The following is a 23,446-nucleotide window of genomic DNA, read 5'->3' as shown; positions in this document are numbered from 1 at the left end:
CTTTTATTTTGATTTATTCCGACAATTAGTACGCTTTGCACATTTAGTCCAGCTTTGATTGTCCCTCCGCTGACCGTTGACACAGCATTCCTCGCCAAACTCACCGTTTCCATCAAACCAAGGTTTTATAGAAGCCATAAATTAACAACAAATCGTGTCGAAGCAGTAGGCTAGGGCGTTAAATGGGGATAGAAAGGGTAAAAACTGGCTATATCCATGTGTTAATAAATGACCAGAATGACGATTATGGGGAACGGCACTGTGATTGGTTTAATTGCAATCAATTTTTGTGTATAAAATGTACTAAAAATGATCGAAATAGATCACATATGTTGGCAAAACACGCATCTCCCCAATCATGATGGAAACGGATTAATTATGAACTGTATCAGTCACCGTCTTTTGCTGCTTTGCATATTCTAATTCTGGAGATTTGTTATAGCTAAATGAATTGGAGAGTTATCTGAAATTTTGTATAGGATTTGGTAACCACATCAAAACAGGCAACTCTCAATTTTTAGATTAAATTTCAACTAACACATCCAAATTTATTTAACGGAGAACTCTATATTCACACTTCGATTTCTTACCCAAAAAGCTTGGCTATTATAACAAATCTGGCCTCCGCAGATGGCATTCTCAACGATATCAGGACACCCTTTAATCAATGTATACCATTCTGGGCCAGATCCATCTGAATTTGCATGACCACGACCATGCCTAAATGTTAGTGTGCAATTTTCTGTATCTGTATTGGCAACATTAATATAGCTAACACTCCAATCGACAGTTTTAGTTTCATTTGTACATCCCTCTACCCAGTTATTGTTATCCTTTAGATTTCCCAGATAGGTTTGACCTGCCTCTAAACGTATTTTTTCGTCCCCACTATCGTACATGCAACTAGATGATTGCGTAACAAGGGTAATACTCTTTGTCGCTGATGAGTTTTTAATTTGTAGTGCATATGTGGCTGATAAATTGGAAATTTTACCTTCTGAAACTTCTAATGTTGCCTCCTTATCGGTAATGTTTTCTTTTGTCTCATCAGCTAAAGCTAGTTGTGTTGACGAAGCTAAAATTACAATAGCTGTACCAATTAAAGTTTTCAAAATGATCATATTAATAAACTCCTTATGATGAAATTATTCAACATGCCATCACATTAAACGTTATTTTATTTGCACTTAAGCAAGTGTTGTTGAACGTTATTGATATCGTAACGATAATTATAAGTATAATTCATATTTTTATCTGTTGAATTGTTTTTTTTAAGATTAGATTCCTGATATATATCAGGATGTAATCTGGTGGAATGTTGGTGAATATGTCTTTTATAGATGTGGTTTATTATGTAAATAATAACAAAAAGGTTTTGTCTAACTTTAAAATAATTTCATCAATTATAAAAAAAGTATCACCTATATGTTTGTTGTTTTAATATGATTAGAGGTGATGTTTATCACATTGGACTTGAGAGAAATCGAGAAGTTTTAATTGATTTTATATTTATAAGTGAGAATAAAAAAGGCCAGCAAATGCTGGCCAGTTTTAGAGATTTATTTTTTAACTTTGAAATCATTAAAAAATATTGGGCTTCTGTTACCCGCTTGATCTAAGCCATATACACAAAAGCGTACTGGGGAATCTTTCTTTTTAAGAGAAATTGGGATTCTTCTATAAATAGAGTAACCTGTGTCATCGTCGCATTTTGTGGATTTTAATGGTCCTGACTTTATACGTAAGTCAACAATTTCATAGGGGTTGAAGATAGGATCAACAATCCAACTATCCTCTGTTTCAAAAACTAATCTTGTTGTTGGTTTTATTGCCGGAGGCGTGTTATCAATTTCACGTAATTTTATTGATGCGTTAGACGTACTCTGCCAGTTTTTATTTGCAGAATGTTGTCCAATGACACACATTGCGTAAACTCCTTCTTTGGCAGGAACGGTAAGTTTATTCAGCGGTTGTGTCGTGACTGGAATAGGTTTGCTGTATCCTTTAGGATCTGAACAATCAGTATTACTCGCAAGTCCTCCTTTATAGCGAATATTATCAAAACCCTGCTCCTCAAGATGTAAATTCCAGGTGGCAGGTTTGTTGTTAACTGTACTCTTGGTAATCAGCGGGCCGCCAGCGTTAATAGTGATCCCTTTTCCATCATCAAATTTACTTAAATCCAGTTTTCCATCAGGGGTAAATGCACGTGCAATTTTATCAACAGGAATGTAATAACTGTCACCTTCACGTGAAAAACCTTTATCCTTAACCAACTCACAAGGCCGATTAAGACCGCAACCCGTGTAATTTTGATCGACGGTGGTATTTAATACGCCAATTATCTGGGGATTATCTTTCAATATAACCGGTGAACCAGAAGTTCCTCCCGAAACACCGGCGCAATCAACAGAAACGGCCGGAGACCAAGACCATATACCTTCATACACAAGAGGGGTTTTTCCAGTAATGGAGCAAGCCGAATAGCGTAGATAGCGTTTATCACCCGCTATGCCATTGGCCGGAATATGGGCAAGTTCAATCGGCTGATTTACCGATGGTTCATAATCTTTTTGTAAAGTCACCGGCAGTATTCCGCGATTTGCCAACTCGCCATAAGTTGCTTTAAGTCTGAAAACTGCAAGGTCGCCGCCTTTCATTGTTGCGTATAAAACTCTGTCAATATCAACAGGTTGGTGTTCGTTAATTAAGTCAATAAAGTAATTTGGTGTGTATGTCCAACCAGGGCCTACAGGTTGATCAATTATTACTTCATTGGTATCTAATGAAGAGTCAAAACAATGGCCTGCGGAGAGAATAAGAGCTTGTTGATTGGCATCAGGGGTTTCTGAACCGGCAATAAGTGTCGCGGTACATAGTCCACGACCGCTCAGTTTTCCCACATGCTTAAATCTCTCAGCGCCCGGATCGGTAGATTTTAATAATGGAGCTTCATTGCGGGTATTGTCTTGTAGATTAGCAATATTCTCGCTGTTATTTTCGGGAAGTGCTTGTACGTAACAGCTTGTTGACATAATCCCTGTAATAAGTGTAGCTAAAAAGGTTTTTCTCATGTTTTTACCTCATGTTGTTTACATTTTTAATCTTTCCATGTAATGGAAACAGACATTCAATGAAGAAAGAATTATCGCTAAGTGTTTTTAGAACTTTAATAAATCCTCTATATGAGTATTTAATGTTTATTAATTTATGAATTAATAGACAGTTTTTTTAGCGCATAAAATCATTCTATTGGATGCCAGTTATACATAGCCAATAATAAATAACATAAAAATCAGCCAAATAGTTTTATATACTGCGATAGAGCTATAACGTTCAATGGAACGAGAACTGACGATAAAGATTTTTCTGGTATAAATTCGTTGTTATAAAGGATGAATTGATTCAATGAGAGTTAAACTCCGGGATAATTTCTATTTATTCGTTGTTACTAAATTTATCACCCGGAGCATTTGTTGTGGAATAATAAAAGTGTTAGAAAAATAATTTTGGTCTTGCTGGAATAAGTTTCAATTCAGTTTGCAATGTTTTTAAATAATCAATAGTCATAGTTGCTAAGATGGAATAAAAATCATTTTCCAGTTTAGTTGTCTGAACTAATTCCAGATAACGGTAGGCCCACGGCAGTAAATGTTGTTCCAGTAGTGTGCGTGCGGCAGGTTTATGTCCTTGTTCTAAGATATAAACTAAGGCCAGCAGCATCAGACCGAATTGATCTTCGGGTTCCCGTTGTTCACTGGACAGGACGATATTCTGTTTTGCCAGAAATTCCCGGTAAGCTAGAGTGCTTTCACCTGATAACGCGTTTTCTCTGTCCAGATAAACCGATCCCCAAGGTGGGGCTGGCATAACACCTTGTCCTTCGAACAGGATAGAGTAGTCATATTGTAGAGATTCGGCTGAGAAGGTGGCGATCTTTTTCGTCAGGTTTTCTATTTTACAGTTATTTAACCAGGGAAATAATTTATTAATATCGGCAAGTAATGGAATTAGCGGGCGCACTTGTTCTGATTTCGGTGAGTAATAAAAACAGGCGCCAAGAATGCGAGGTATGGAGGTATCTAATAACATAGGTAGTTCTCATTGTGATTTGTGGTTATATAGATGATGTGAGCAGTGATTTTACGATAAGAAACATCATAAGCTTATGTGATATGAATAGATAGTTGATTATGATCAATGATTAATCTATTGCAGTGTTGTTACCATCTTTATCACCAGATTGATGGTGGTTTTTATTATAAAGCGCATAAGTTTATCGCCGAAAATAATAAAATTACCGGCTTTATTGGTATGGAAAAATATATTTAATCTACATTTTAATTCAACGAATTTAATAAGGTTATTATGGTAAAAGTGAATATATATCATTAGTTATCTAATGATTTAATAACTTGAAAAGTAGACCACGTTAAAAATAAACAAACCCTATGGATTTCAAGATGCGTCGCGGCGGCAAGGGAGCGAATCCCCGGGAGCATAGATAACTATGTGACCGGGGTAAGTGAGTGCAGCCAACAAAGAGGCAACTTGAAAGATGACGGGTATAGACCGCCGTTGGGTTAATACCACACCTTAATGGTGTGGTTGGGAAGGAGGTGAAAATCCTCCGCAGCCCCCGCTGCTGTGATGCTGACAACTCCGCTGATGCCACTGGTCGGAAAGACTGGGAAGGTTGCGGGGAAGGGTGACGCTAAGCCAGAAGACCGACCTGACAGGCATGAGACATTAACTCCTTCGGTGGGAAGCGGGTTGTCATCCGAGTGGTGTGCGCAGTGTTGGCACGTCTTATTGGCGCTCATTCTCCGATCGATATATCGGGAATTTTCTATGCAATGGTCAGGCAGGAAGGCATTTGTTATCGCCGGTACCGGTAGTGGCTGTGGTAAGACTACGGTTACCCTTGGCATTTTGCGGGCATTGATGTTGAGAGGGTTGGCTGTCCAGCCGTTTAAAGTGGGGCCGGATTATCTGGACAGCGGCTGGCACAGCTCTGTGTGTGGCGTAGCATCTCGTAATCTTGATGCATTTATGCTGTCGCCCGCGACCCTTAATGGTCTTTATAATGAGCATATGCGTCATGCTGATGTGGCAGTCATTGAAGGTGTGATGGGGTTGTATGATGGTTATGGTACTAACCCAAACTATTGCAGTAGCGCTGCAATGGCTAAACAGTTGGGATGTCCGGTGATTTTGCTGGTGGACGGTAAGGCTGTATCTACTTCTGTTGCCGCGACTGTTCTGGGTTTTTGTCGTTTTGATCCCTCTCTAACGATTGCGGGCGTCATTGTTAACCGCGTCAATTCTGAAAATCATTTCGAACTTATTCGTCACGCGATTGAACATTATTGCGGTGTTCCGGTGTTAGGGCGTTTACCCGTGATGAAGGATGTGTCATTACCGTCTCGTCATCTTGGCCTGATTCCTGCCCAAGAGCAGATTGACAATGATGCTCGCTGGCAGCGGTTGGCTCAACAGGTGGAGATGTATATCAATCTTGATCGTCTGTTGGCGCTTTGTGACTGTCCTGCTTTACCAGAAGGCGAGGCGCCATTATTGCCTAATCCGGCATTGGCTGATGGCTTGACGTTAGCGTTGGCAGATGATGAAGCCTTTAATTTTTATTACCCAGATAATCTGGAGATGTTGGAACGGGTGGGAGTACGTATTCACCGTTTTAGTCCACTGCATGATCGCAGTTTACCCAATTGTCAGATGATTTATCTCGGTGGTGGTTATCCTGAAATCTATGCCGCTAAGTTGGCTGCCAATAGTGCCATGCGGGAAGCTTTACAGGATGCTCATTATCGTCAAGTTCCCATTTATGCTGAATGCGGCGGCCTGATGTACCTTGGCAAATCGTTGACCGACGGTGAGGGGGCGAGCCACCAGATGGCCGGTATTCTGCCGGGGGAAAGCCATATGGGTACGCGGCTGATGCGCTTTGGTTACTGTCAGGCGCAGGCCCGTTTTGACACTTTACTGGCCGCGAAAGGTGAGATTTTACGGGGCCACGAGTTTCATTATTCTGATTTTATTAGCTCAGTACCTTCTGTCTTTGACTGTACTAAATGGCGTGACGGGATGGCAATACAGCAATGGGCCGGAGGCTATCAGGTACAACAAACACTGGCCAGTTATCTTCATATCCATTTTGCTCAGCGTCCTAGCCTGCTTGATCGCTGGTTGAGATCTGCAAGGAGGCTATTGTGACACTTGCCGCCTGGTTTGCTGCTTTCTTGCTCGATAGCTGGTTAGGTGATCCGCCACATTGGCCTCATCCGGTGCGTTGGATTGGTAAGCTTATCTCTCTGGTACAACGGGCGGTTCGGCGCTGTTGTCACAGTGAACGTGCATTGAAGGTTGGTGGAGCAGGGCTATGGATAGTGGTTGTTGGGCTGACCTGGCTGATAAGTTGGGGATGCCTATGGCTGATGTACTCCATTCATCCTTGGATTGGCTGGCTGGTCGAAGTGTGGATGATTTATACCCTGTTGGCTGGCCGTTGTCTGAGTGACACCGCGCTAGAGGTGCATAGCGTATTGAGGCATGGCTCTTTGGATGAGAGTCGCCAGCAATTGTCATGGATTGTCGGGCGAGATACTTCTCAACTGGATGCACCGCAAATCACACGCGCAGTGGTGGAAACAGTGGCGGAAAACAGCGTTGATGGGGTTATTGCTCCGCTGTTTTTTTTGATGATTGGTGGTGCGCCGTTGGCAATGGCTTATAAAGCGGTTAACACCCTTGATTCAATGGTGGGGTACAAAACCCAGGAATACCGCGCCATTGGGTATGTTTCTGCGCGTATGGATGATCTGGCGAATTGGTTGCCAGCGCGATTGAGCTGGCTGTTATTGAGCGCGGCAGCCTGGTTCATCCGGCTTGATTTTCGCCAGGCGCTGCGTATCGGCTGGCGTGATCGTTATCAGCACGCCAGTCCTAACTGCGGCTGGCCGGAAGCGACGGTTGCGGGAGCGTTGGGTATCCGCCTTGGTGGTCCGAATTGTTATTTTGGTGAACGAGTAGATAAACCCTGGATTGGTGATGAACGCCGTGAAATCGCGCTGATGGATATCCCGCGCAGTATCTATTTGATGATGATAGCTTCGCAACTGGCCTTACTGTTGTTTGCGCTGTTGCGTTTACTGTTGGTCGGAATGGCTTAGAAAAAGGCAAACAATATGAACTACCTCCAGCAACCTCAGCAAATTGAACAGAATAGCTTTGCAATCATTGGCGATATTATTGCCAGCGAACGCCCCGATTACCGTTTTGTTGATGAGATGCAAGAAGCGGTAATTAAACGGGTGATCCATACCACCGCAGATTTTGACTGGTTGGATATTTTATGGTTCTCGCCGGGTGTGCTGGCCCGCATGACAGAGGCATTGCGTCGGGGATGTACCTTGTATACCGATACGACAATGGCTCAGTCCGGTATCAATAAGGCACTGTTACATCAGATGGGCTGTGAATGCCGTTGTTATATCAGTGATCCGCGCGTAGTCGCGATGGCGAAAGCGCAGGGTATTACGCGTTCTATGGCCGCGGTAGATGTCGCACTGGCTGAAAAAGGCGACAAAATCTTCGTGTTCGGTAACGCTCCAACCGCGCTGTTCCGTTTGCTGGAAAGGCAGGCTTCACCATTGGCGGTGGTTGGAGTGCCTGTCGGTTTTGTCGGCGCGGCGGAATCGAAAGCCGCGTTGATGCAAAGTGAACTGCCTTGTATCGCCGCCGCAGGCCGTAAAGGGGGAAGTAATATCGCGGCGGCGATTATCAACGCCATTCTGTACCGATTGCGGGAGGCGCCATGAGTGACACTGTTCAATTAAACACCATGCAACTCGACACCGTCTGGCATAACGGTAAACAGTATCGCAAAGGTTATACCACCGGTTCCTGTGCTACCGCTGCCGCTAAGGTTGCCGCATTAATGGTACTGCGTCAGCAAGTTATTGATCATGTTTCTATTGTTACCCCTTCCGGTGTGACATTACGTCTTAATGTTGAACAGCCGCTGATTGAAGGCCAGCAGGCGACGGCTGCTATCCGGAAAGATGGTGGCGACGACGTAGATGCGACGCATGGCATGCTGATTTTTGCCCGTGTCACTCTATGCGATCACGGTGAGATCCATCTGCGTGGCGGGGAAGGTGTGGGTACAGTTACCCGCAAAGGCGTCGGATTACCGGTAGGCAGCTCTGCGATTAATCGTACACCGCGTCAAACCATTGAGGCCGCGGTACGGGAGGCTATCGGCCCTTTACGGGGCGCGGAGGTGGAAATTTTCGCGCCGGAAGGTGAAGAGCGAGCAAAGAAAACTTATAACGGGCGATTAGGAATACTGGGCGGTATTTCCATCATTGGCACCACCGGTATCGTTACGCCAATGTCGGAAGAGAGTTGGAAACGTTCGTTGGCGATAGAACTGGAAATGAAACGTTCAGCTGGAGCTGAAAAGGTCATTCTGGTGCCGGGCAATCACGGTGAGCGTTTTGTGCGTGAACAATTGGGGCTTGATGGTCAGCTAGTAGTGACCATGAGTAACTTCGTTGGTTACATGTTGCAGGAAGCGGTACGGCTTGGGTTCCGCCATATCATGTTGGTGGGGCATCCCGGCAAACTGGTGAAAGTGGCCGCAGGAATTTTCCATACCCACAGCCATATCGCTGATGGCCGCATGGAAACGTTGATTGCTTATCTGGCACTGATGGGAGCGTCGCAGGAACTGTTATTGGAAGTGAGTCGCTGCGATACCACGGAAGCCGCAATGGAACTGATAGCAGAACACGGCTTGCAAGCGGTTTATGATCGTATTGCTGAACGCATTTGTGAACGCATGCGTGAGATGTTGCGTTTTGCGGTTAACCCACCGTGCTGTGATGCCATCATGTTCTCTTTTGATAATCAGATACTTGGCGCCAGTCGCCCATTGAACGACATTTTGGAGGCAATGCGATGATCACCGTAGTGGGAATTGGTCCCGGCGATACTGCGTATCTGATACCGCAGGCGCAGCACTATATCACTGAGGCGGAGGTGTTGGTCGGCGGTAGACGCCACCTGGAGATATTTAGCGGCGTCACCCATGAAACCCGCGTGCTGGATGCTGATCTGGTGAGTTTGCTTGTTTGGCTACAGAACAACAGTACACGCCGGATTGTGGTGTTAGCGTCTGGTGATCCGCTGTTATATGGCATTGGCAAATTATTGTCTGAATATTTTACCGCAGATGATCTGCGCATCATTCCGGGTATCAGTTCAATTCAGTATCTGTGTGCCAAAGCTGCGCTGGATATGAACGATATCTATCTGACCAGCAGTCACGGGCGGGTCCCGGATTTTGGCTGGCTTCTGCAACACGACAAAGTAGGCATGGTAACTGATGGGCGCGTCGGCCCGCGGGCGATTGCGGAGGCCATTATTGAGCGTGGCCTGAGCCGTACATTGATTATTGGTGAAAACCTCTCTTTGCCTAATGAGCGTATTCACCGTCTGCGGCCGGAAGCGGTGGCGACTGACTATGACATGAATGTGGTGGTGATCCTAAATGAGAGATGATGAATTTTTACGCGGACAGAAAGTGCCAATGACCAAAGAACCTGTACGTGCATTGGCGCTGGAGCGGCTGGAACTCAGCGATGCCAGCCAATTGATTGATGTGGGAGCGGGTACGGGCAGTGTGGCGTTGGAGGCGGCGTTACGCTTCCCGGAGCTGACTGTTACTGCTATTGAACGCAACCCGGCGGCACTAGCCTTGATTGGGGAGAATCGTCAGCGGCTAGGTTGTCATAATGTGGAGATCATTGCTGGAGAAGCCCCATTAGCATTGGATGTTATGGCCGATGCGGTGTTTATTGGCGGAAGTGGCGGGCAATTGACCGCTTTGATCGACTGGGCGCTGGATCACATGCACCCCGGTGGCCGTTTGGTACTGACTTTCATTTTGCTGAATAACCTGAATGATGCGCTGGAACATTTGCGGACCTGTCAGATCAGTCAATTGGAGTGCATACAGCTACAAGCATCTACTCTAGCGACCTTGGGTACGGGTCACTATTTCAAACCGAATAATCCGACTTATCTAATTTCCTGTTACAAGGAGAAGATCGATGTCTGAATATTTTGATCCCAGAAAAGTGTGGTTTGTCGGGGCCGGGCCGGGTGATAAGGAGTTGATCACCTTAAAAGGCTACCGTTTGCTGCAACAGGCACAGGTGGTGATTTATGCTGGTTCATTGATTAATACCGAACTGTTGGATTATTGCCCGCCAGAGGCTGAGTGCCATGACAGCGCCGGTCTGACATTGGAACAGATTGTTGCGCTGATGGTTGAGGGTGTACGTGCGGGTAAGCTGGTGGTGCGACTGCAAACCGGCGATCTCTCGTTGTACGGTTCTATACGCGAACAAGGGGAAGCTTTGACCGATGCGGGCATTAGTTTTGTCTCGATACCGGGCGTCAGTGCTTTCCTTGGGGCAGCCGCGCAATTGGGAGTGGAGTACACCGTGCCGGAAGTGGCGCAAAGCTTGATCATTACCCGGATTGAAGGGCGTACACCGGTGCCGCCGCTCGAACAGTTGGAATCCTTCGCCGCTCATCAAACGTCAATGGCGATTTATCTTTCTGTACAGAAAATGAGGCATGTGGCTGCGCGTCTTCAAGCCGGCGGCTATCCGGCGACTACGCCGGTCGCGGTGATATACAAAGCGACTTGGGCTGACACGCTTACTGTACGTGGTACGTTGGCTGATATTGCTGAAAAAGTACAGGCAGCGGGTATTCGTAAAACCGCTTTGATTCTGGTCGGTGCTTTTTTGGGAGAAGAGTACCACTATTCCAAGCTTTACGATGCGGGGTTTAGCCATGAATATCGCCGGGCATGAGTCGATTGCGGTGTTCTGTCTGACGCCGGGAGGGGTCAGACTGGTACGTCGGTTGCAAGCTCATCTTCCTCTGACCTGTTTTACCAGCGAAAAGTTGTTGGAGCCGGGGTTTACGCCGTTTAATGGCAGCTTTGGCGACACGTTGCGCGAGGCATTTAAACACTATTCGGCGTTGGTAGTGGTGGCGGCGCTTGGCATCACGGTACGTATGCTTGCGCCAATCATAAACGACAAAATGCATGATCCCGCCGTGGTGGTGATTGATGAAGGAGGGCAGCATGTTATTAGCCTGTTATCTGGTCATGTGGGTGGGGCTAACGCGTTGACTCACCATTTGGCGGCGTTATTAGGGGCTGATCCGGTGATTACAACTGCCACGGATGTTAATGGGATGGCGGCGTTAGACACCCTTGCCACTCAATTAGATGCCGATATGCAGGATTTTCGCCACGTGGTGAAGGTGATAAATCAAATGTTGGTCAGTGGTCAAAAAGTGGGGTTGTGGTGGGATGAGCCACTACTTAACGAACGTGAGCAGTGTGATACCCGGGGTTTTGTCCCGGTAGCGAGTCTGGAGGAATTGCCAGAACTGGATGCGCTGGTATGTATCACATTGCGAGATTCGTTGCCGGAATTGTCTCTACCGGGATTGCCTCTGCCGGTTTACAAACTGGTGCCGAAACGAGTGGTGGCCGGGATTGGTTGTCGCCGGGATACGCCATTGCAAACAGTGATTGAGCTATTGCAGCAACAGATGGCGGAAAACCATTTCGATCTGATGGCGTTGCGGGCTATCGGCAGTGTTGTCATTAAAAAGGATGAACTGGCGCTGAATCAACTTGCACAGCGTTGGCGTGTACCGTTTGAGTTGTTCAGTGTTAATGAATTAAGTCTTCATGAGCAACGCTTTCCTGCTTCCGATTTTGTGCGTCAGACGATAGGAGTTGGCAGTGTTTCACAACCTGTCGCTTGGTTGATGAGCGAAGGAAAATTGGTTGGTCGGACCTTGCGTCAGCAGGGCGTCACTATCACTTTGGGGGTATCACAATCATGTTAACAGTAATCGGCATTGGGCCAGGCAATGAATCCATGATGACGCAGGAGGCCATTGAGGCGATCCGCGAAGCTGAAATTATTGTCGGCTATAAAACCTACACCCATTTAGTTAAACATCTGACGATGGATAAAGAAGTGATTAAGACCGGGATGTGCAAGGAGATTGAACGCTGCCAGAGAGCGATCGATCTGGCGTTGTCCGGCCGTAAGGTTGCTTTGATCAGCAGTGGTGATGCGGGAATTTATGGCATGGCGGGTTTAGTGCTGGAATTGGTTTGCCAGCAACAATGTGATCTTGAAGTTAGATTGGTCGCTGGGATCACCGCCAGTATTGCCGCGGCGTCATTGTTGGGAGCGCCATTGATGCACGATTTTTGTCATATCAGTTTAAGTGATCTGCTAACGCCGTGGCCGATGATTGAGAAACGTGTTATTGCCGCCGCGCAAGCGGATTTTGTTATTTGTTTCTATAACCCACGTAGCCGTGGCCGTGAAGGGCATCTTGCCAAAGCGTTTGAACTGATGCGGCCGTGGAAAGCGGCACAGACGCCGGTTGGCGTAGTAAAAGCGGCGGGACGTAAAAAACAGGATAAATGGATTACCACGTTTGGCGAGATGGATTTCTCTCCAGTGGATATGACCAGTCTGGTGATCGTTGGCAATCAAACGACCTATTGCCGTGATGGATTAATGATCACGCCACGGGGGTATGAATTATGAGCCATCCGGCTATCCATGTTTTTGGCGGAACCAGTGATGCCCGGTTGCTCTGTCAGGCACTAGATGCAGCAGGAGCACGTTATCGGCTCTCTGTTGCGACTGACGCAGGGAGACAACTGGCGGGTGATATTCGGGGAGATGTAGTGGTGGGGCGAATGGATGCCGAGGCGATGGTGGATTACTTTGATCGGCATAAGGTACGTTGGGTGATTGATGCTTCCCATCCTTACGCAGATGCACTAAGCCGAAACGTGATGACAGCTTGTCGTCGTTTGTCACTGCGGCTTACTCGTTATCAGCGGCCCAGTGAGATTGACTTACTGAGCCATCCACTGTTGCACAAAGTGAATAGTATTGAGGCGGCTTGCGACGTTGCCCGGACACTAGGGCAACGGATCTTGCTCACCACCGGCAGTAAGCAACTGGAGCTATATCAGCGTTTACTACCGGGAAAAACGTTGTTGGTACGGGTATTGCCGACCGCCGAGGTGTTGATTCAGTGTGAAGCGTTAGGATTGGGGGTTGATCATATTATCGCGTTGCGTGGGCCATTTACGGCTGAATTCAATCATGCAGTGTATGAATTTTGTCACCCTGATGTGGTGATCACAAAAGAGTCTGGGGCCGAGGGGGGATATCAACAGAAAGTCGCTCCCTGCCTGGCGCTTAATATTCCCTGTGTTGTGGTGTGCCGACCTACACCGACTTTACCCGGAGATGACGGAGAGCAGATTAGTTCGCTGGATGAGTTTGTCCAACACCTAGCCAATTGGCAGGAATAATGAGGGCAATAAAATGAAAAAAGCACTATTAATCATCAGCTTTGGTACTAGCTATCATCAAACCCGACAAAAGAATATTGATGTCTGTGAACAACAACTGGCAGCGGCTTACCGTGATCGCGATCTGTATCGTGCATTCACCTCAGAGATGATCATCCGTAAATTAAAAAGACGTGATGGTCTACAGGTGGATAACCCACGTCAGGCATTGGAGCGTTTAGTCAAAGAGGGTTATCAGGATGTCGCTATTCAATCCCTGCATGTCATCAATGGTGACGAGTATGAAAAGATCGTCAATGAAATGCGTTCCTTTAGCGATCATTTCCAACGATTAGTAGTAGGTACACCGCTGCTTAACAGCTTTGCCGATTATCAACAACTGCTTGTTGCCCTGAAAAGCCAGATGCCGCCATTAGCTGAGGATGAACGCGTGGTGTTTATGGGGCATGGCGCCACCCATCATGCCTTTTCTGCCTATGCGTGCCTTGATCATCTTATGAGCGCACATAATTTCCCGGCGTTGGTTGGCGCGGTGGAGAGCTACCCGGAAATCGACCATATCATCATCCGCTTGCGGCATCAGGCGGTGCGTAAAGTACATTTGATGCCATTAATGATAGTGGCCGGCGATCATGCGATTAACGACATGGCATCAGACGAGCCGGATTCGTGGCGTTCTCAACTGGAAGCTGTTGGGATCAAAACCCAATCCTGGTTACAGGGATTAGGTGAAAATCCGTTGATTCGTCAGATGTTCGTTCAACACCTGGCAGACGCATTACAGGCAGAACAACAGGAGGTGGTGTGATGAATGGAAGACTTTATGCTATAGGCGTCGGTCCCGGCGCCAGTGACTTGGTTACTGTACGCGCGGCTCGAATACTCGCTCGTCTTGATGTGCTTTACGCACCCGCTGGACGTAAAGGAGGGGATAGTCTGGCGCTCTCCATCGTGCGTGAATATCTGTTGCCCCACACGGAAATTCGTACCTGCCATTTTCCGATGAACAGTAATGGCGAAGAGAAACAGGCGGTATGGGATGAAGTGGCGCAACAACTGCAAGATGAAGTGGCAAAAGGGCAGCAAGTCGGTTTTATTACCCTTGGCGATGCCATGTTATTCAGTACCTGGGTCTTTTTACTGGCGCGAATTGGTCGGCAGGAGTGGCTGGAAATTGTCCCAGGTATCACCTCTTTTGCTGCGATTGCTGCGCGTACCGCACTGCCACTGGCGATGGAACAGCAATCAATGGCGATAATGTCTTGTACAGCGCCGGAAGCCGAGCTGGAACAGGCGCTGCAAACACATGATTGCGTGGTGCTGATGAAAGTTTATAACCGTTTTACCACTGTGAGTGCGTTGTTGGCACGCCTGAATTTGTTTGAACACGCCCTATTAATGGCGGATGCGACATTGCCAAGTGAACAGTGCTGGCGCCGTTTAGATCAGGTGGACGTCGATCAAAAATTACCTTATTTCTCCACCATTTTAGTGAATAAACAGTGGCATACTGAGAAATAAGCGCTGGTATGGCAGCAAAAAATATTCATTGGGTTGGCAATGGCGGCGAATATTGACGAATGGGATACTTTGATCGCCGGGTCAACCCTTTCCATCAATAAAGGGTGATTGCGAACAAGAGGCAACTTGAAAGATGACGGGTATAAAACTGAGGAGCCGCTTTTTGCTCTACTACACCAATATAAAGGAGATAGCATAATGGGCTTGTCTTTAATGTTGCAGGGTACGGCATCCGATGTTGGGAAAAGTGTATTGGTTGCGGGATTGTGCCGTATCTTTGTTCAAGATGGTTATCGCTGCGCACCGTTTAAATCACAGAATATGGCGCTGAATTCTGGTATCACTATTAACGGTGAAGAGATGGGCAGGGCGCAGATTTTTCAGGCAGAAGCGGCAGGTATCGAACCTGATGTACGGATGAACCCGGTATTGCTTAAACCCACCAGCGAGCGTAAAGCTCAAGTTGTGTTGATGGGAAAAGTGGCCTGTAGCATGAATGCGGTGGAATATCACCAATATAAACCCAGTTTACAGCAGCAAATTTGTGAGGTTTTTCACAGTCTGGCCCGTGAATATGACGTCATTGTGTTGGAGGGGGCTGGCAGCCCGGCGGAAATCAATCTGCGAGATCGAGATATAGTCAATATGGGGATGGCGGAGATGGTAGATGCCCCTGTGCTGTTGGTAGCGGATATCGATCGCGGCGGTGTATTTGCGGCTATTTATGGCACATTGGCGCTACTACGCCCGGAGGAGAAAGCGCGGGTAAAAGGGGTGATCATCAATAAATTCCGAGGTGATGTTAGTTTGCTCCAGCCGGGTATTGAGCAGATCGAAGCCTTGACCGGAGTGCCGGTATTGGGAGTCATGCCTTGGTTGAATATTGATCTGGAAGATGAAGACGGCGTGGCGCTACAAACCGGCAAATATGATGGCGCGACAGAAAAGGCGTTGGATATTGCGGTGATTCGTCTGCCCCATATTGCTAATTTTACTGACTTTAACGCGCTGGCGGTGCAACCGGATGTTCGTTTGCGTTATGTAACTCAACCATCAGCGTTGCAGCCGTCGGATCTGATTATCTTGCCCGGCAGCAAAAACACATTGGGAGATTTGCAATGGCTGAGGCAGAACGGGTTAGCGGATGCCTTGTTAACGGCACATCAGGCGGGTGTTCCGGTTATCGGTATCTGCGGTGGTTATCAAATATTGGGGAAACGGATCATTGACGGCGTGGAATCGGGTATTGAACAGATGGAGGGCCTTGGATTGCTGGATATGGAAACTCGCTTTGCCCACGAGAAAGTAACGACTAGGGTAAACGGTAAGAGCTTGTCAGCATTGCCGGGCTTGTTGTCAGACTGTATCGATCAGCCTATTCGCGGTTATGAAATTCATATGGGCAAATCGATACTGGGAGCGGATGCAACCCCGTTTGCCTGTATTACCGAGCGTAACGGCCAGTCCGGTGATTGGTGTGATGGGGCGGTTAATCGACAGGGCAGTGTGATGGGCAGCTATATTCATGGTTTGTTTGATAGCGCTAATTTTACCCGCGCTCTGCTTAATACTTTGCGTCAGCGCAGAGGATTGGCGGCTTATCAAGGTAAAACACTGGATTATACCCACTACAAACAGACTCAGTTTGACCTTCTGGCGAAAGCCATGCGCGAACATCTGGATATAGAACGGATTTATCAGTGTATGAAAACCCATCGACAAGGTTCAGCTCCGTGATTTTGATCACTGGAGGGGCGCGTAGTGGTAAAAGTGTGCTGGCGGAGAGACTGGCGGCACAAGCGAGTGAACAGGTATTGTATATTGCCACTGCCGTAGTGACAGACAGTGAAATGGCTGAACGTATACGACTGCACCGCGAAAGTCGTCCGGCTCATTGGCGTATATGGGAGGGCTATCGCGATCTCGGTGCGGTTATCTCGACGCAAACCCGACCGGGAGAAGCAGTTATCTTAGAATGTATCACCACCTTAATTACCAACCTATTATTTGAGCAAGCCGGAGAGACTCCACCTGAACAAATGGATTTTGCGGTATTGGAGGTGGGAATTCAGCAGCAAATTAGCGATCTGCTAGCGGCTTGTACTTGCATGACTTCCCCGATATATCTGGTCACTAACGAACTGGGAATGGGCATTGTGCCGGAGAACCGTCTGGCTCGCCATTTCCGCGATATTGCCGGGAGGGTTAACCAGCGGCTGGCGGCGGCTGCCAGTGAAGTATTTTTGATGGTATCGGGAATTGAGGTAAAAATTAAATGAATCTGCGCTTGTTTCTTGCCACCTTACAATTTATGACCCGCATTCCGGTACCATCGCGCTGGACACAGGGATTAGAAATCGATCAATACGTGCGTGGTATAGCGAGTTTTCCATTGGTTGGATTAATCGTCGGTATGCTTGCGGCGGCGGTTTTTACCTTGCTGACTCCTTGGTGTGGCGCTCCCTTGGCGGCACTGGGTTACGTATTAGCGCTGGCGTTGTTAACTGGGGCGCTTCATCTTGATGGTTTAGCTGATACCTGTGATGGCGTGTTTTCTGCCCGTAAACGGGAAAGAATGCTAGAGATTATGCGTGATAGCCGTTTGGGAACCAATGGCGGACTGGCGTTGATCTTGCTTATTTTGGCGAAAGTGCTGGTGGTGAGTGAATTATCTTTGCGTGGTACTCCCATGTTAATGGCTTTAACCGCTGCGTCAGTGGCGGGCAGGAGCGCGATTATCTTGTTAATGTACCGCCAGCGTTGTGCCCGTGAAGGCGTTGGGTTAGGGAACCTTTATATCGGGCGGGTTAATGGTTGTCAGACACTGTTGACATTGTTAGGCGGGGCAATATTGATTGTTCTACTGATGCGCTGGTCTGGTGTGTTGGCATTGGCGATCACGCTGTTGATTATTGGGTTGCTGGCGGTGTATTTGCACCGCCGTTTAGGCGGTCAGACCGGTGATACCCTTGGTGCGTCAGTGGAAGTCGGGGAGTTGGTGTTTTTACTGGCGCTACTGTGAGTAACCTCCTAACAGAATGTCCAACTCCCTAATCTTACGCTAATCATTAGCTGGCTGAGAGAATAACAGTAATAGGTGCATAATGCTTACGGGCGGAAATCTGGCGACTTTCCCAGCGATCATGAGCTGCTTGAAGGTTAATCCAAAAATCCTCATCCGTTTCAAATAAACCGGCCAATTGTGTGGCTTCTGCAACGGATAGGCGACGGGAATTATTCACAATTTGGCCAATAACCTTGCGAGAAACACCCATCGCATTCGCCAACTGTTGTTGAGTTATTTTCAACGGTTTCAAAAACTCTTCAGTCAACATTTCACCTACAGTGGTAGGTTCTGCTGTTTTGGTATCCATAAAGCCTCCTTAGTATTTGTGCGGATCAAGATAAAGATCATAAGCATGGCCATCACGCCAGCGAAAAATGAGCCTCCATTGAATAGATACACGAATGCTAGACCATCCATCTAAGTTTCCTGAAAGGCGCTCATAGTTATTACTACGAGGAGAAAACAGTGATTTCTCTGTAGTGGAGGCCTCCAGAAGAGAAAGCTTTCTACGTAAAGGATTTATGATAGTAGCGGGTATGTCTCCTCCTCGAATGTTGTCAAAGTAGAACTTTGCCAATGAGCCTGTTTCTCCATCCCTAAAACTACCAATCATTGGCCTTTCCTCTAGTTCACTCTTGATAAAAGAATTGTACCCAAAATGGAAGCATAGTGAAACCAAAAAGGAACAAAATGCCCCTAAAAAACATATGATACGCTGGAATTGTAAAACAGAAATACTTTATCTGTGCGAATGAGCAGTGACATAGCTCGCAGCGTTTTATGCTCACCTGATGAAAAAGGTGCTATCGCTATTAGGATAGGGCATTCTGAGAAAACGTTATCCTATAGAAGCAATGTTTGGCCGGTTAAAAAACATTCTCAAATAAGTTTTTTCCCTTGGAGGGGAGTCGGAGTGGTTGTCACCTATCAATCTAAAAAAACGAGTTTGAATTAACAGCTCTAAAAAACATCTGAGGTAGAGTAACAACAATGCGACTATTTTTGGTTCGGCACGGTCAGACGGAAGCGAATCTGAGTGGTGTTTTCTGTGGGATGACGGATGTGGCGTTGACCGAAACGGGAATCAATCAGGCTTGGCAAGTTGCCCGCTATCTATCGTCAGTGACATTTTCGCAAGCGATAAGCAGCACATTACGGCGGGCGCGTCATACTGCGGAGATTATTCTGGCCGGTCATGCGCTGTCAGCTACCATTGATATGCAACTCAATGAGATGCATTTTGGCGTATGGGAAATGCGCCATCACCGCGATTTGCAGCATGAAGATGCTGAGGCTTGGGCTGCTTGGTTAGCGGATTGGCAACAGGCAGCACCGACCGGAGGGGAAACCTTTCCGGCATTTGCGGCCCGGATAGAAAATGTGGTTCAGCATCTGCTGATACAAGAAAGTCAGCATAATCTGTTATTAGTCGCTCATCAGGGGGTATTGGGCTTGTTGCTGGCGCGTCTGCTGGCTATGCCGCCTGCTGCTATGTGGCACTTTCATTTTGAACAGGGAACATACAGTGTAGTGGAAATTCAACATGGATTGACTACCTTGCGCACATTTAATAACCGGAGTGACTGGCAGCTTGAGACACGGAAATAACACCATGCAAACATTTTCATCGATCATTAATGCTATTGTGCCGTTGGATAATGTTGCGATGGCGCGTACTGAGACTCGATTGAATGGGCTGGTTAAACCAACAGGCAGCTTCGGACGTCTGGAACATCTGGCGATTCAACTTGCCGGCATGCGGGGATTATCGGGCCATCATATTGATCGTAAGCAGATTATTGTGATGGTTGCGGATAATGGGGTTTATGACGAAGGCGTGACTATATCGCCTAAGTCGGCGACGGCTATTCATGCGCAGAATATGATGAAAGGGATCACCGGTGTTTGCGTATTGGCGGCGAATGCGGGCGCGGATGTGAAAGTTGTGGATGTGGGCATTGACAGTGATCCTGTGCCGGGATTAGTGAACATGAAGATGGGGCGTGGCAGTGGCAACATTGCTCAAGGACCGGCAATGAGCCGCCGGCAAGCCGAAGATTTGCTATTGGCAAGCGCACACTTAACGCTGGAACAGGTTGCAAACGGTGTGAAACTATTTGGTGTGGGTGAATTGGGTATGGCGAATACCACACCGGCGGCGGCTGTGGTCAGCGTCTTTACCGACAACGATCCACAACAGATTGTAGGAGTTGGGGCTAACTTCCCCAGAGAACGCTTGCATCACAAAGTGGCGGTTGTGCAGCAGGCGATTGAAATCAATCGGCCTGATGTCAGAGATAGCATTGATGTATTGGCCAAGGTTGGAGGTTATGACTTGGTGGGTATGACGGGCGTAATGCTTGGCGCCGCCTCTGCCGGCTTGCCGGTGATTCTGGATGGATTCCCTTCTTACGCGGCGGCGCTGGCCGCTTGTCGAATTGCTCCTGATGTACGTCATTACCTGATCCCTTCGCATTTATCGGCAGAGAAAGGCTCAATTATCGCGTTGCAGCATTTGCAACTGGAACCTTATCTACATTTGGACATGCGCTTGGGGGAGGGGAGCGGTGCTGCGTTGGCGATGCATTTGGTGGATGCGGCTTGCGCTATGTATAACAATATGGGACTACTCGCTGAAAGTAATATTGTATTGCCGTGTTAATTATCAGGGTAATTTGATAACCCGCATCCGTAAGGGGGTGAGAGAAAAAGCGTTATCATCTTAGGAAAGGATAACGCCGAGAAAACGAGATGGGATTTGGGCTATTGCCTATTATGCAATAGCTGCGAAAGTCAGACCGGTCGCATGAATAACCTTCTTCATGGTTTTCAGTGTGGGATTGCCTTTAGGTGATAATGCTCGGTATAAAGTTTCGCGTGAAAGTCCAGTTCGTTCGGAGACCAGTGACATACCGCTACGTGCTTCAACAACATGGCGAAGTGCTAGTAAAAAGCCAGCTTCTCCGCCCTCTTCATCAAGTTCTTCAAAAGCAGTGTGAAGGTATATTTCAGCGAACTCAGGGTCTTTACGGAGCATTTCAATGACTGCTTCATCGTGACTACGTGATCTACTCATGGTTTCCTCTGTTGGTAATCTCTCCAATACTCAATTGCTTTGCTTATGTCGGCTTGCTGTTTTCGTTTGTCTCCACCCAGTAACAGCAGAACGACTTTCTTTCCTGCTAGAGCATAATAAAGCTTAAAAGCTACTCGTTAACAAGTTGAAAAAATTATCAGTAATAAATCTAGCTTATAGTAAGAAGGCGTTGATAGTCTCATTTATATTGATGTTGCAACATCTAAATATCAAAGAAGAATTATTTATCCCAATAATACTTTATTGTTAAATAGCCATTTTTATATGAGTTCATTGTTCTTGGATGATAATTTTAAAGATTTCAGTAAATAGATTTCGTAATATTTGATTGCCAATGACTCTCATTATACGTAGTTGTTTTGGGTTAAAAATGAGTTCAGGTTTGATTTAAATGGAATATTCACCAGAGTTATATTCTATTTTTAACACAAAATGATTATCTGAATTTTCCTTGTTATGCGGTTTATCACATTCTTTGGCAGTGAACCCAATATCTATATTATATTTCTTATCAAGATAATATATATTCATGTTTTTGAAATATTGACTAACTGATGGTTTTCTATGGCGAATATAATCTATTTAGAAATTAGGGGTGATAAGCAAGGTTTGATATCACAAGGATGTTCAACGGTTGATTCTATTGGTAACACATGTCAGCTTGGTCATGAAGACCATATATTTGTTTATGAATTGACTTCTAATATAACCAGAGGTCAACATGTTAACCATCAGCCGGTTGAGATAAGAAAGCCAATAGATAAATCTTCTCCTCTTTTGGGATTGGCTATAACGAATAAAGAATCGCTGCAATGTATTTTTTATTTTTACAGAACATCAACTAAAGGTGGTTTAGAACTATATTATAAGATAAAACTTACCGGTGCATATATCTGTGCATTGAATGGGTTTTATCCAAATTCATCTACACATAATGAATGCCAGCCACAGGAGAGTTTATCTTTGATGTATAAATCAATAACGTGGGAACATATTATGTCCGGCACCAGTGCATATAGCATATGGGAAGATAACGTTTACTGAGGCTTTTATGAAAGGGATATCTCATCTTTCTTATGATTTAAATAATTACGCTTCATTATTGAAGCGTAAAGCACACTTGGCTGCCAGCTTTTTTATAGAAGATAGCCAATTGAGAATGTCATATTTAAAAGAAATTGATGATTTTGTTAATATAAAAACACGTGAGTTTAAAAATACATTTGATGTAAATGAAAAAAAGAGATTGGTTTATGAAGTAAAAGATGAATATGAAGTAACGGAAAAAGAATATCAGGTTTTAAGGCGTAAGGATTATACCAAATATATTGTAACCGATATATTTGAAGATCACGGCGTGGTTAAATATGCAAAAATAGGCGGTGGGGTTGTTGCTGGTATTGTTCAGTCAGTTGCTGGGGTTGCGGTAATTCATTCAGGGAGAGTTGTAAGATCTAAAAGGGTTCAATCAATAGGGGCTGTTTTAGTGGCTCATGGAGTTAATAGTGCTTATGAGTCTATTACTCCGATTCTTTATGAGAATCAAGATATAGGTTGGCTTAGGAAAGGTTATCGATATGTCTCTAATGCTTTAAATTATGATAATGATGTAGCTGATGTTTCTTATAGTTCAGTTGATTTAGTGGCAAGTCTATATGGAACGTATGGGATGCTCAAGCTTAAACCAGTTAAATCTAAGAATAATATATCTGGAGGTTATCCGGTTAAACCGGGGGCAGGGAAATTGTTCAGATATATTAATTCGGATCTTGCCAGAAAATGGCGGTTAACACCAAATCCTATTTTAACCATCCAGATATCTGGTAGTTTCTATAAGGTCAAACTTTTGATGGATGACATAGATAAACTTAATAATGATTGAAATTTATTTTTTATTTTAAAACGAATATAGAAAACTAGCAATTTTGAACCTGTGATTAAATGACATCTAACGGAAAAACTGTAATAAACAGAAGATGAGATTGAAATAAACAAGTAAATTGAAAACATTAATGGAATTCCATATGCCATATCACTGAAAAACATACCTGCTATTATAAATAAGGAAGTTGGAGTGAAAAATAATAATGGCATAGCGATCTCTTCAGCTATAAGTAACAGATAATGACAAAAACAATCTGTTTTGCTTTGGTATTTATCATAAACATCGGGGTCATCTTTATATAAGGTAATAAAGTTCCTCTTCATTTTAAGTAATTCTTTTAAGGTGAATCCACTATTTAATATTAATTTTCTTAATTCAGTTAGGTTCATTTATTTAGACTCGAATTTA

The 23,446-nt window shown here is 45.6% G+C and carries 25 protein-coding genes and 1 riboswitch; of the genes, 19 read left to right on the top strand and 6 right to left on the bottom strand.

Features of this window, described 5'->3' with window-relative positions:
* Window positions 1-548: 548 nt before the first annotated feature.
* From EAE92_RS12050 to dmsD, 3 genes are all read right to left on the bottom strand, one after another.
* Window positions 549-1,121 carry a hypothetical protein gene (locus EAE92_RS12050; RefSeq protein WP_214068253.1) on the bottom strand — a complete coding sequence of 191 codons (573 nt, stop codon included), beginning with the start codon at window positions 1,119-1,121 and terminating at the stop codon, window positions 549-551.
* Between the two features lie 438 nt (window positions 1,122-1,559).
* Window positions 1,560-3,074: a trypsin-like serine peptidase gene (locus EAE92_RS12045; protein ID WP_214068252.1), complete on the bottom strand. Its 1,515-nt coding sequence runs from the start codon at window positions 3,072-3,074 to the stop codon at window positions 1,560-1,562.
* Window positions 3,075-3,495: 421 nt separating this feature from the next.
* Window positions 3,496-4,092 (bottom strand): Tat proofreading chaperone DmsD, encoded by a 597-nt coding sequence (gene dmsD, locus EAE92_RS12040; protein WP_040149059.1) that lies wholly within the window; start codon window positions 4,090-4,092, stop codon window positions 3,496-3,498.
* A 471-nt stretch (window positions 4,093-4,563) separates the two neighbouring features.
* Window positions 4,564-4,750, top strand: a riboswitch (cobalamin riboswitch).
* 101 nt (window positions 4,751-4,851) lie between these two features.
* Between dmsD and EAE92_RS12035 the strand changes: the two genes are divergently transcribed.
* From EAE92_RS12035 to cobS, 15 genes are all read left to right on the top strand, one after another.
* Window positions 4,852-6,234: a cobyrinic acid a,c-diamide synthase CobB gene (locus EAE92_RS12035; protein ID WP_214068251.1), complete on the top strand. Its 1,383-nt coding sequence runs from the start codon at window positions 4,852-4,854 to the stop codon at window positions 6,232-6,234.
* On the top strand, window positions 6,231-7,190 hold the full coding sequence (gene cbiB / locus EAE92_RS12030; protein WP_046394979.1) for an adenosylcobinamide-phosphate synthase CbiB: 960 nt from the start codon (window positions 6,231-6,233) through the stop codon (window positions 7,188-7,190). The genes EAE92_RS12035 and cbiB overlap by 4 nt, the downstream gene beginning before the upstream one ends.
* Window positions 7,191-7,205: 15 nt before the next feature.
* A complete protein-coding gene (locus EAE92_RS12025) occupies window positions 7,206-7,838 on the top strand; it encodes a cobalt-precorrin-8 methylmutase (protein ID WP_046394978.1) in 633 nt (210 codons plus the stop codon).
* Window positions 7,835-8,986, top strand: a complete 1,152-nt coding sequence (gene cbiD, locus EAE92_RS12020) for a cobalt-precorrin-5B (C(1))-methyltransferase CbiD (protein ID WP_046394977.1) — start codon at window positions 7,835-7,837, stop codon at window positions 8,984-8,986. The genes EAE92_RS12025 and cbiD overlap by 4 nt, the downstream gene beginning before the upstream one ends.
* Window positions 8,983-9,585 (top strand): cobalt-precorrin-7 (C(5))-methyltransferase, encoded by a 603-nt coding sequence (locus tag EAE92_RS12015; protein WP_214068250.1) that lies wholly within the window; start codon window positions 8,983-8,985, stop codon window positions 9,583-9,585. Before cbiD ends, EAE92_RS12015 begins: the two co-directional genes overlap by 4 nt.
* Window positions 9,575-10,144, top strand: coding sequence for a decarboxylating cobalt-precorrin-6B (C(15))-methyltransferase (locus tag EAE92_RS12010; RefSeq protein ID WP_036777392.1), 570 nt, complete (start codon window positions 9,575-9,577; stop codon window positions 10,142-10,144). The genes EAE92_RS12015 and EAE92_RS12010 overlap by 11 nt, the downstream gene beginning before the upstream one ends.
* Entirely contained in the window at window positions 10,137-10,910 is a 774-nt protein-coding gene (locus tag EAE92_RS12005; RefSeq protein ID WP_214039875.1) for a cobalt-precorrin-4 methyltransferase, read from the top strand. The genes EAE92_RS12010 and EAE92_RS12005 overlap by 8 nt, the downstream gene beginning before the upstream one ends.
* A complete protein-coding gene (gene cbiG, locus EAE92_RS12000; RefSeq protein WP_214068249.1) occupies window positions 10,891-11,967 on the top strand; it encodes a cobalt-precorrin 5A hydrolase in 1,077 nt (358 codons plus the stop codon). Before EAE92_RS12005 ends, cbiG begins: the two co-directional genes overlap by 20 nt.
* On the top strand, window positions 11,961-12,686 hold the full coding sequence (locus tag EAE92_RS11995; protein WP_036777387.1) for a precorrin-3B C(17)-methyltransferase: 726 nt from the start codon (window positions 11,961-11,963) through the stop codon (window positions 12,684-12,686). Before cbiG ends, EAE92_RS11995 begins: the two co-directional genes overlap by 7 nt.
* On the top strand, window positions 12,683-13,468 hold the full coding sequence (locus EAE92_RS11990) for a cobalt-precorrin-6A reductase (RefSeq protein ID WP_214068248.1): 786 nt from the start codon (window positions 12,683-12,685) through the stop codon (window positions 13,466-13,468). The genes EAE92_RS11995 and EAE92_RS11990 overlap by 4 nt, the downstream gene beginning before the upstream one ends.
* Before the next feature lie 13 nt (window positions 13,469-13,481).
* Entirely contained in the window at window positions 13,482-14,276 is a 795-nt protein-coding gene (gene cbiK, locus EAE92_RS11985) for a sirohydrochlorin cobaltochelatase (protein ID WP_214068247.1), read from the top strand.
* The gene (locus EAE92_RS11980) at window positions 14,276-14,989 is read left to right on the top strand and encodes a cobalt-factor II C(20)-methyltransferase (RefSeq protein WP_214068246.1); all 714 of its coding nucleotides are present in this window, start codon (window positions 14,276-14,278) and stop codon (window positions 14,987-14,989) included. The genes cbiK and EAE92_RS11980 overlap by 1 nt, the downstream gene beginning before the upstream one ends.
* A 198-nt stretch (window positions 14,990-15,187) precedes the next feature.
* Entirely contained in the window at window positions 15,188-16,726 is a 1,539-nt protein-coding gene (locus tag EAE92_RS11975; RefSeq protein ID WP_214068245.1) for a cobyric acid synthase, read from the top strand.
* Window positions 16,723-17,268, top strand: coding sequence for a bifunctional adenosylcobinamide kinase/adenosylcobinamide-phosphate guanylyltransferase (gene cobU, locus EAE92_RS11970; protein ID WP_105395115.1), 546 nt, complete (start codon window positions 16,723-16,725; stop codon window positions 17,266-17,268). The genes EAE92_RS11975 and cobU overlap by 4 nt, the downstream gene beginning before the upstream one ends.
* On the top strand, window positions 17,265-18,011 hold the full coding sequence (gene cobS, locus EAE92_RS11965; protein WP_214068244.1) for an adenosylcobinamide-GDP ribazoletransferase: 747 nt from the start codon (window positions 17,265-17,267) through the stop codon (window positions 18,009-18,011). The genes cobU and cobS overlap by 4 nt, the downstream gene beginning before the upstream one ends.
* Window positions 18,012-18,057: 46 nt before the next feature.
* On the opposite strand, the gene EAE92_RS11960 is transcribed toward cobS, so the two are convergent.
* The gene (locus tag EAE92_RS11960) at window positions 18,058-18,363 is read right to left on the bottom strand and encodes a HigA family addiction module antitoxin (protein WP_040149073.1); all 306 of its coding nucleotides are present in this window, start codon (window positions 18,361-18,363) and stop codon (window positions 18,058-18,060) included.
* Window positions 18,364-18,372: 9 nt separating this feature from the next.
* Window positions 18,373-18,669, bottom strand: a complete 297-nt coding sequence (locus tag EAE92_RS11955) for a type II toxin-antitoxin system RelE/ParE family toxin (RefSeq protein WP_214068243.1) — start codon at window positions 18,667-18,669, stop codon at window positions 18,373-18,375.
* A 377-nt stretch (window positions 18,670-19,046) separates the two neighbouring features.
* On the opposite strand from EAE92_RS11955, the gene EAE92_RS11950 reads away from it, so the two are divergent.
* Complete coding sequence (locus EAE92_RS11950; RefSeq protein ID WP_214068242.1) at window positions 19,047-19,664, top strand: adenosylcobalamin/alpha-ribazole phosphatase; 618 nt, start codon at window positions 19,047-19,049, stop codon at window positions 19,662-19,664.
* Window positions 19,665-19,668: 4 nt separating this feature from the next.
* A complete protein-coding gene (gene cobT / locus EAE92_RS11945) occupies window positions 19,669-20,718 on the top strand; it encodes a nicotinate-nucleotide--dimethylbenzimidazole phosphoribosyltransferase (RefSeq protein WP_214068241.1) in 1,050 nt (349 codons plus the stop codon).
* Window positions 20,719-20,829: 111 nt separating this feature from the next.
* Here the strand turns inward: cobT and EAE92_RS11940 are convergent, their stop codons facing one another.
* Window positions 20,830-21,132 carry an addiction module antidote protein gene (locus EAE92_RS11940; RefSeq protein WP_214068240.1) on the bottom strand — a complete coding sequence of 101 codons (303 nt, stop codon included), beginning with the start codon at window positions 21,130-21,132 and terminating at the stop codon, window positions 20,830-20,832.
* 585 nt (window positions 21,133-21,717) lie between these two features.
* On the opposite strand from EAE92_RS11940, the gene EAE92_RS11935 reads away from it, so the two are divergent.
* The gene (locus tag EAE92_RS11935; protein WP_036777364.1) at window positions 21,718-22,197 is read left to right on the top strand and encodes an Hcp family type VI secretion system effector; all 480 of its coding nucleotides are present in this window, start codon (window positions 21,718-21,720) and stop codon (window positions 22,195-22,197) included.
* A gap of 7 nt (window positions 22,198-22,204) precedes the next feature.
* Window positions 22,205-23,035, top strand: a complete 831-nt coding sequence (locus EAE92_RS11930; RefSeq protein ID WP_214068239.1) for a DUF4225 domain-containing protein — start codon at window positions 22,205-22,207, stop codon at window positions 23,033-23,035.
* Window positions 23,036-23,446 lie beyond the last annotated feature (411 nt).

Source organism: Photorhabdus hainanensis (genome assembly GCF_018448965.1).
Taxonomy (GTDB): Bacteria; Pseudomonadota; Gammaproteobacteria; order Enterobacterales; family Enterobacteriaceae; genus Photorhabdus; species Photorhabdus akhurstii.
Note: the sequence above shows the minus strand (reverse complement) of the source record. Positions and strands in the feature narration are given on the sequence as shown.

Bases quoted from the DNA above. Each gene is read 5' to 3' on its own strand.
- EAE92_RS11940 (WP_214068240.1), bottom strand. From the start codon at position 21,132: ATGAGTAGATCACGTAGTCACGATGAAGCAGTCATTGAAATGCTCCGT.
- EAE92_RS11995 (WP_036777387.1), top strand. From the start codon at position 11,961: ATGTTAACAGTAATCGGCATTGGGCCAGGCAATGAATCCATGATGACG.
- cbiK (WP_214068247.1), top strand. From the start codon at position 13,482: ATGAAAAAAGCACTATTAATCATCAGCTTTGGTACTAGCTATCATCAA.
- cobT (WP_214068241.1), top strand. From the start codon at position 19,669: ATGCAAACATTTTCATCGATCATTAATGCTATTGTGCCGTTGGATAAT.
- cobS (WP_214068244.1), top strand. From the start codon at position 17,265: ATGAATCTGCGCTTGTTTCTTGCCACCTTACAATTTATGACCCGCATT.
- EAE92_RS12045 (WP_214068252.1), bottom strand. From the start codon at position 3,074: ATGAGAAAAACCTTTTTAGCTACACTTATTACAGGGATTATGTCAACA.
- EAE92_RS11960 (WP_040149073.1), bottom strand. From the start codon at position 18,363: ATGGATACCAAAACAGCAGAACCTACCACTGTAGGTGAAATGTTGACT.
- EAE92_RS12050 (WP_214068253.1), bottom strand. From the start codon at position 1,121: ATGATCATTTTGAAAACTTTAATTGGTACAGCTATTGTAATTTTAGCT.
- dmsD (WP_040149059.1), bottom strand. From the start codon at position 4,092: ATGTTATTAGATACCTCCATACCTCGCATTCTTGGCGCCTGTTTTTAT.
- EAE92_RS12025 (WP_046394978.1), top strand. From the start codon at position 7,206: ATGAACTACCTCCAGCAACCTCAGCAAATTGAACAGAATAGCTTTGCA.
- cbiD (WP_046394977.1), top strand. From the start codon at position 7,835: ATGAGTGACACTGTTCAATTAAACACCATGCAACTCGACACCGTCTGG.
- EAE92_RS11935 (WP_036777364.1), top strand. From the start codon at position 21,718: ATGGCGAATATAATCTATTTAGAAATTAGGGGTGATAAGCAAGGTTTG.
- EAE92_RS11930 (WP_214068239.1), top strand. From the start codon at position 22,205: ATGAAAGGGATATCTCATCTTTCTTATGATTTAAATAATTACGCTTCA.
- EAE92_RS11980 (WP_214068246.1), top strand. From the start codon at position 14,276: ATGAATGGAAGACTTTATGCTATAGGCGTCGGTCCCGGCGCCAGTGAC.
- EAE92_RS11975 (WP_214068245.1), top strand. From the start codon at position 15,188: ATGGGCTTGTCTTTAATGTTGCAGGGTACGGCATCCGATGTTGGGAAA.
- EAE92_RS11950 (WP_214068242.1), top strand. From the start codon at position 19,047: ATGCGACTATTTTTGGTTCGGCACGGTCAGACGGAAGCGAATCTGAGT.
- EAE92_RS12035 (WP_214068251.1), top strand. From the start codon at position 4,852: ATGCAATGGTCAGGCAGGAAGGCATTTGTTATCGCCGGTACCGGTAGT.
- cbiG (WP_214068249.1), top strand. From the start codon at position 10,891: ATGAATATCGCCGGGCATGAGTCGATTGCGGTGTTCTGTCTGACGCCG.
- EAE92_RS12010 (WP_036777392.1), top strand. From the start codon at position 9,575: ATGAGAGATGATGAATTTTTACGCGGACAGAAAGTGCCAATGACCAAA.
- EAE92_RS12015 (WP_214068250.1), top strand. From the start codon at position 8,983: ATGATCACCGTAGTGGGAATTGGTCCCGGCGATACTGCGTATCTGATA.
- EAE92_RS11990 (WP_214068248.1), top strand. From the start codon at position 12,683: ATGAGCCATCCGGCTATCCATGTTTTTGGCGGAACCAGTGATGCCCGG.
- EAE92_RS11955 (WP_214068243.1), bottom strand. From the start codon at position 18,669: ATGATTGGTAGTTTTAGGGATGGAGAAACAGGCTCATTGGCAAAGTTC.
- EAE92_RS12005 (WP_214039875.1), top strand. From the start codon at position 10,137: ATGTCTGAATATTTTGATCCCAGAAAAGTGTGGTTTGTCGGGGCCGGG.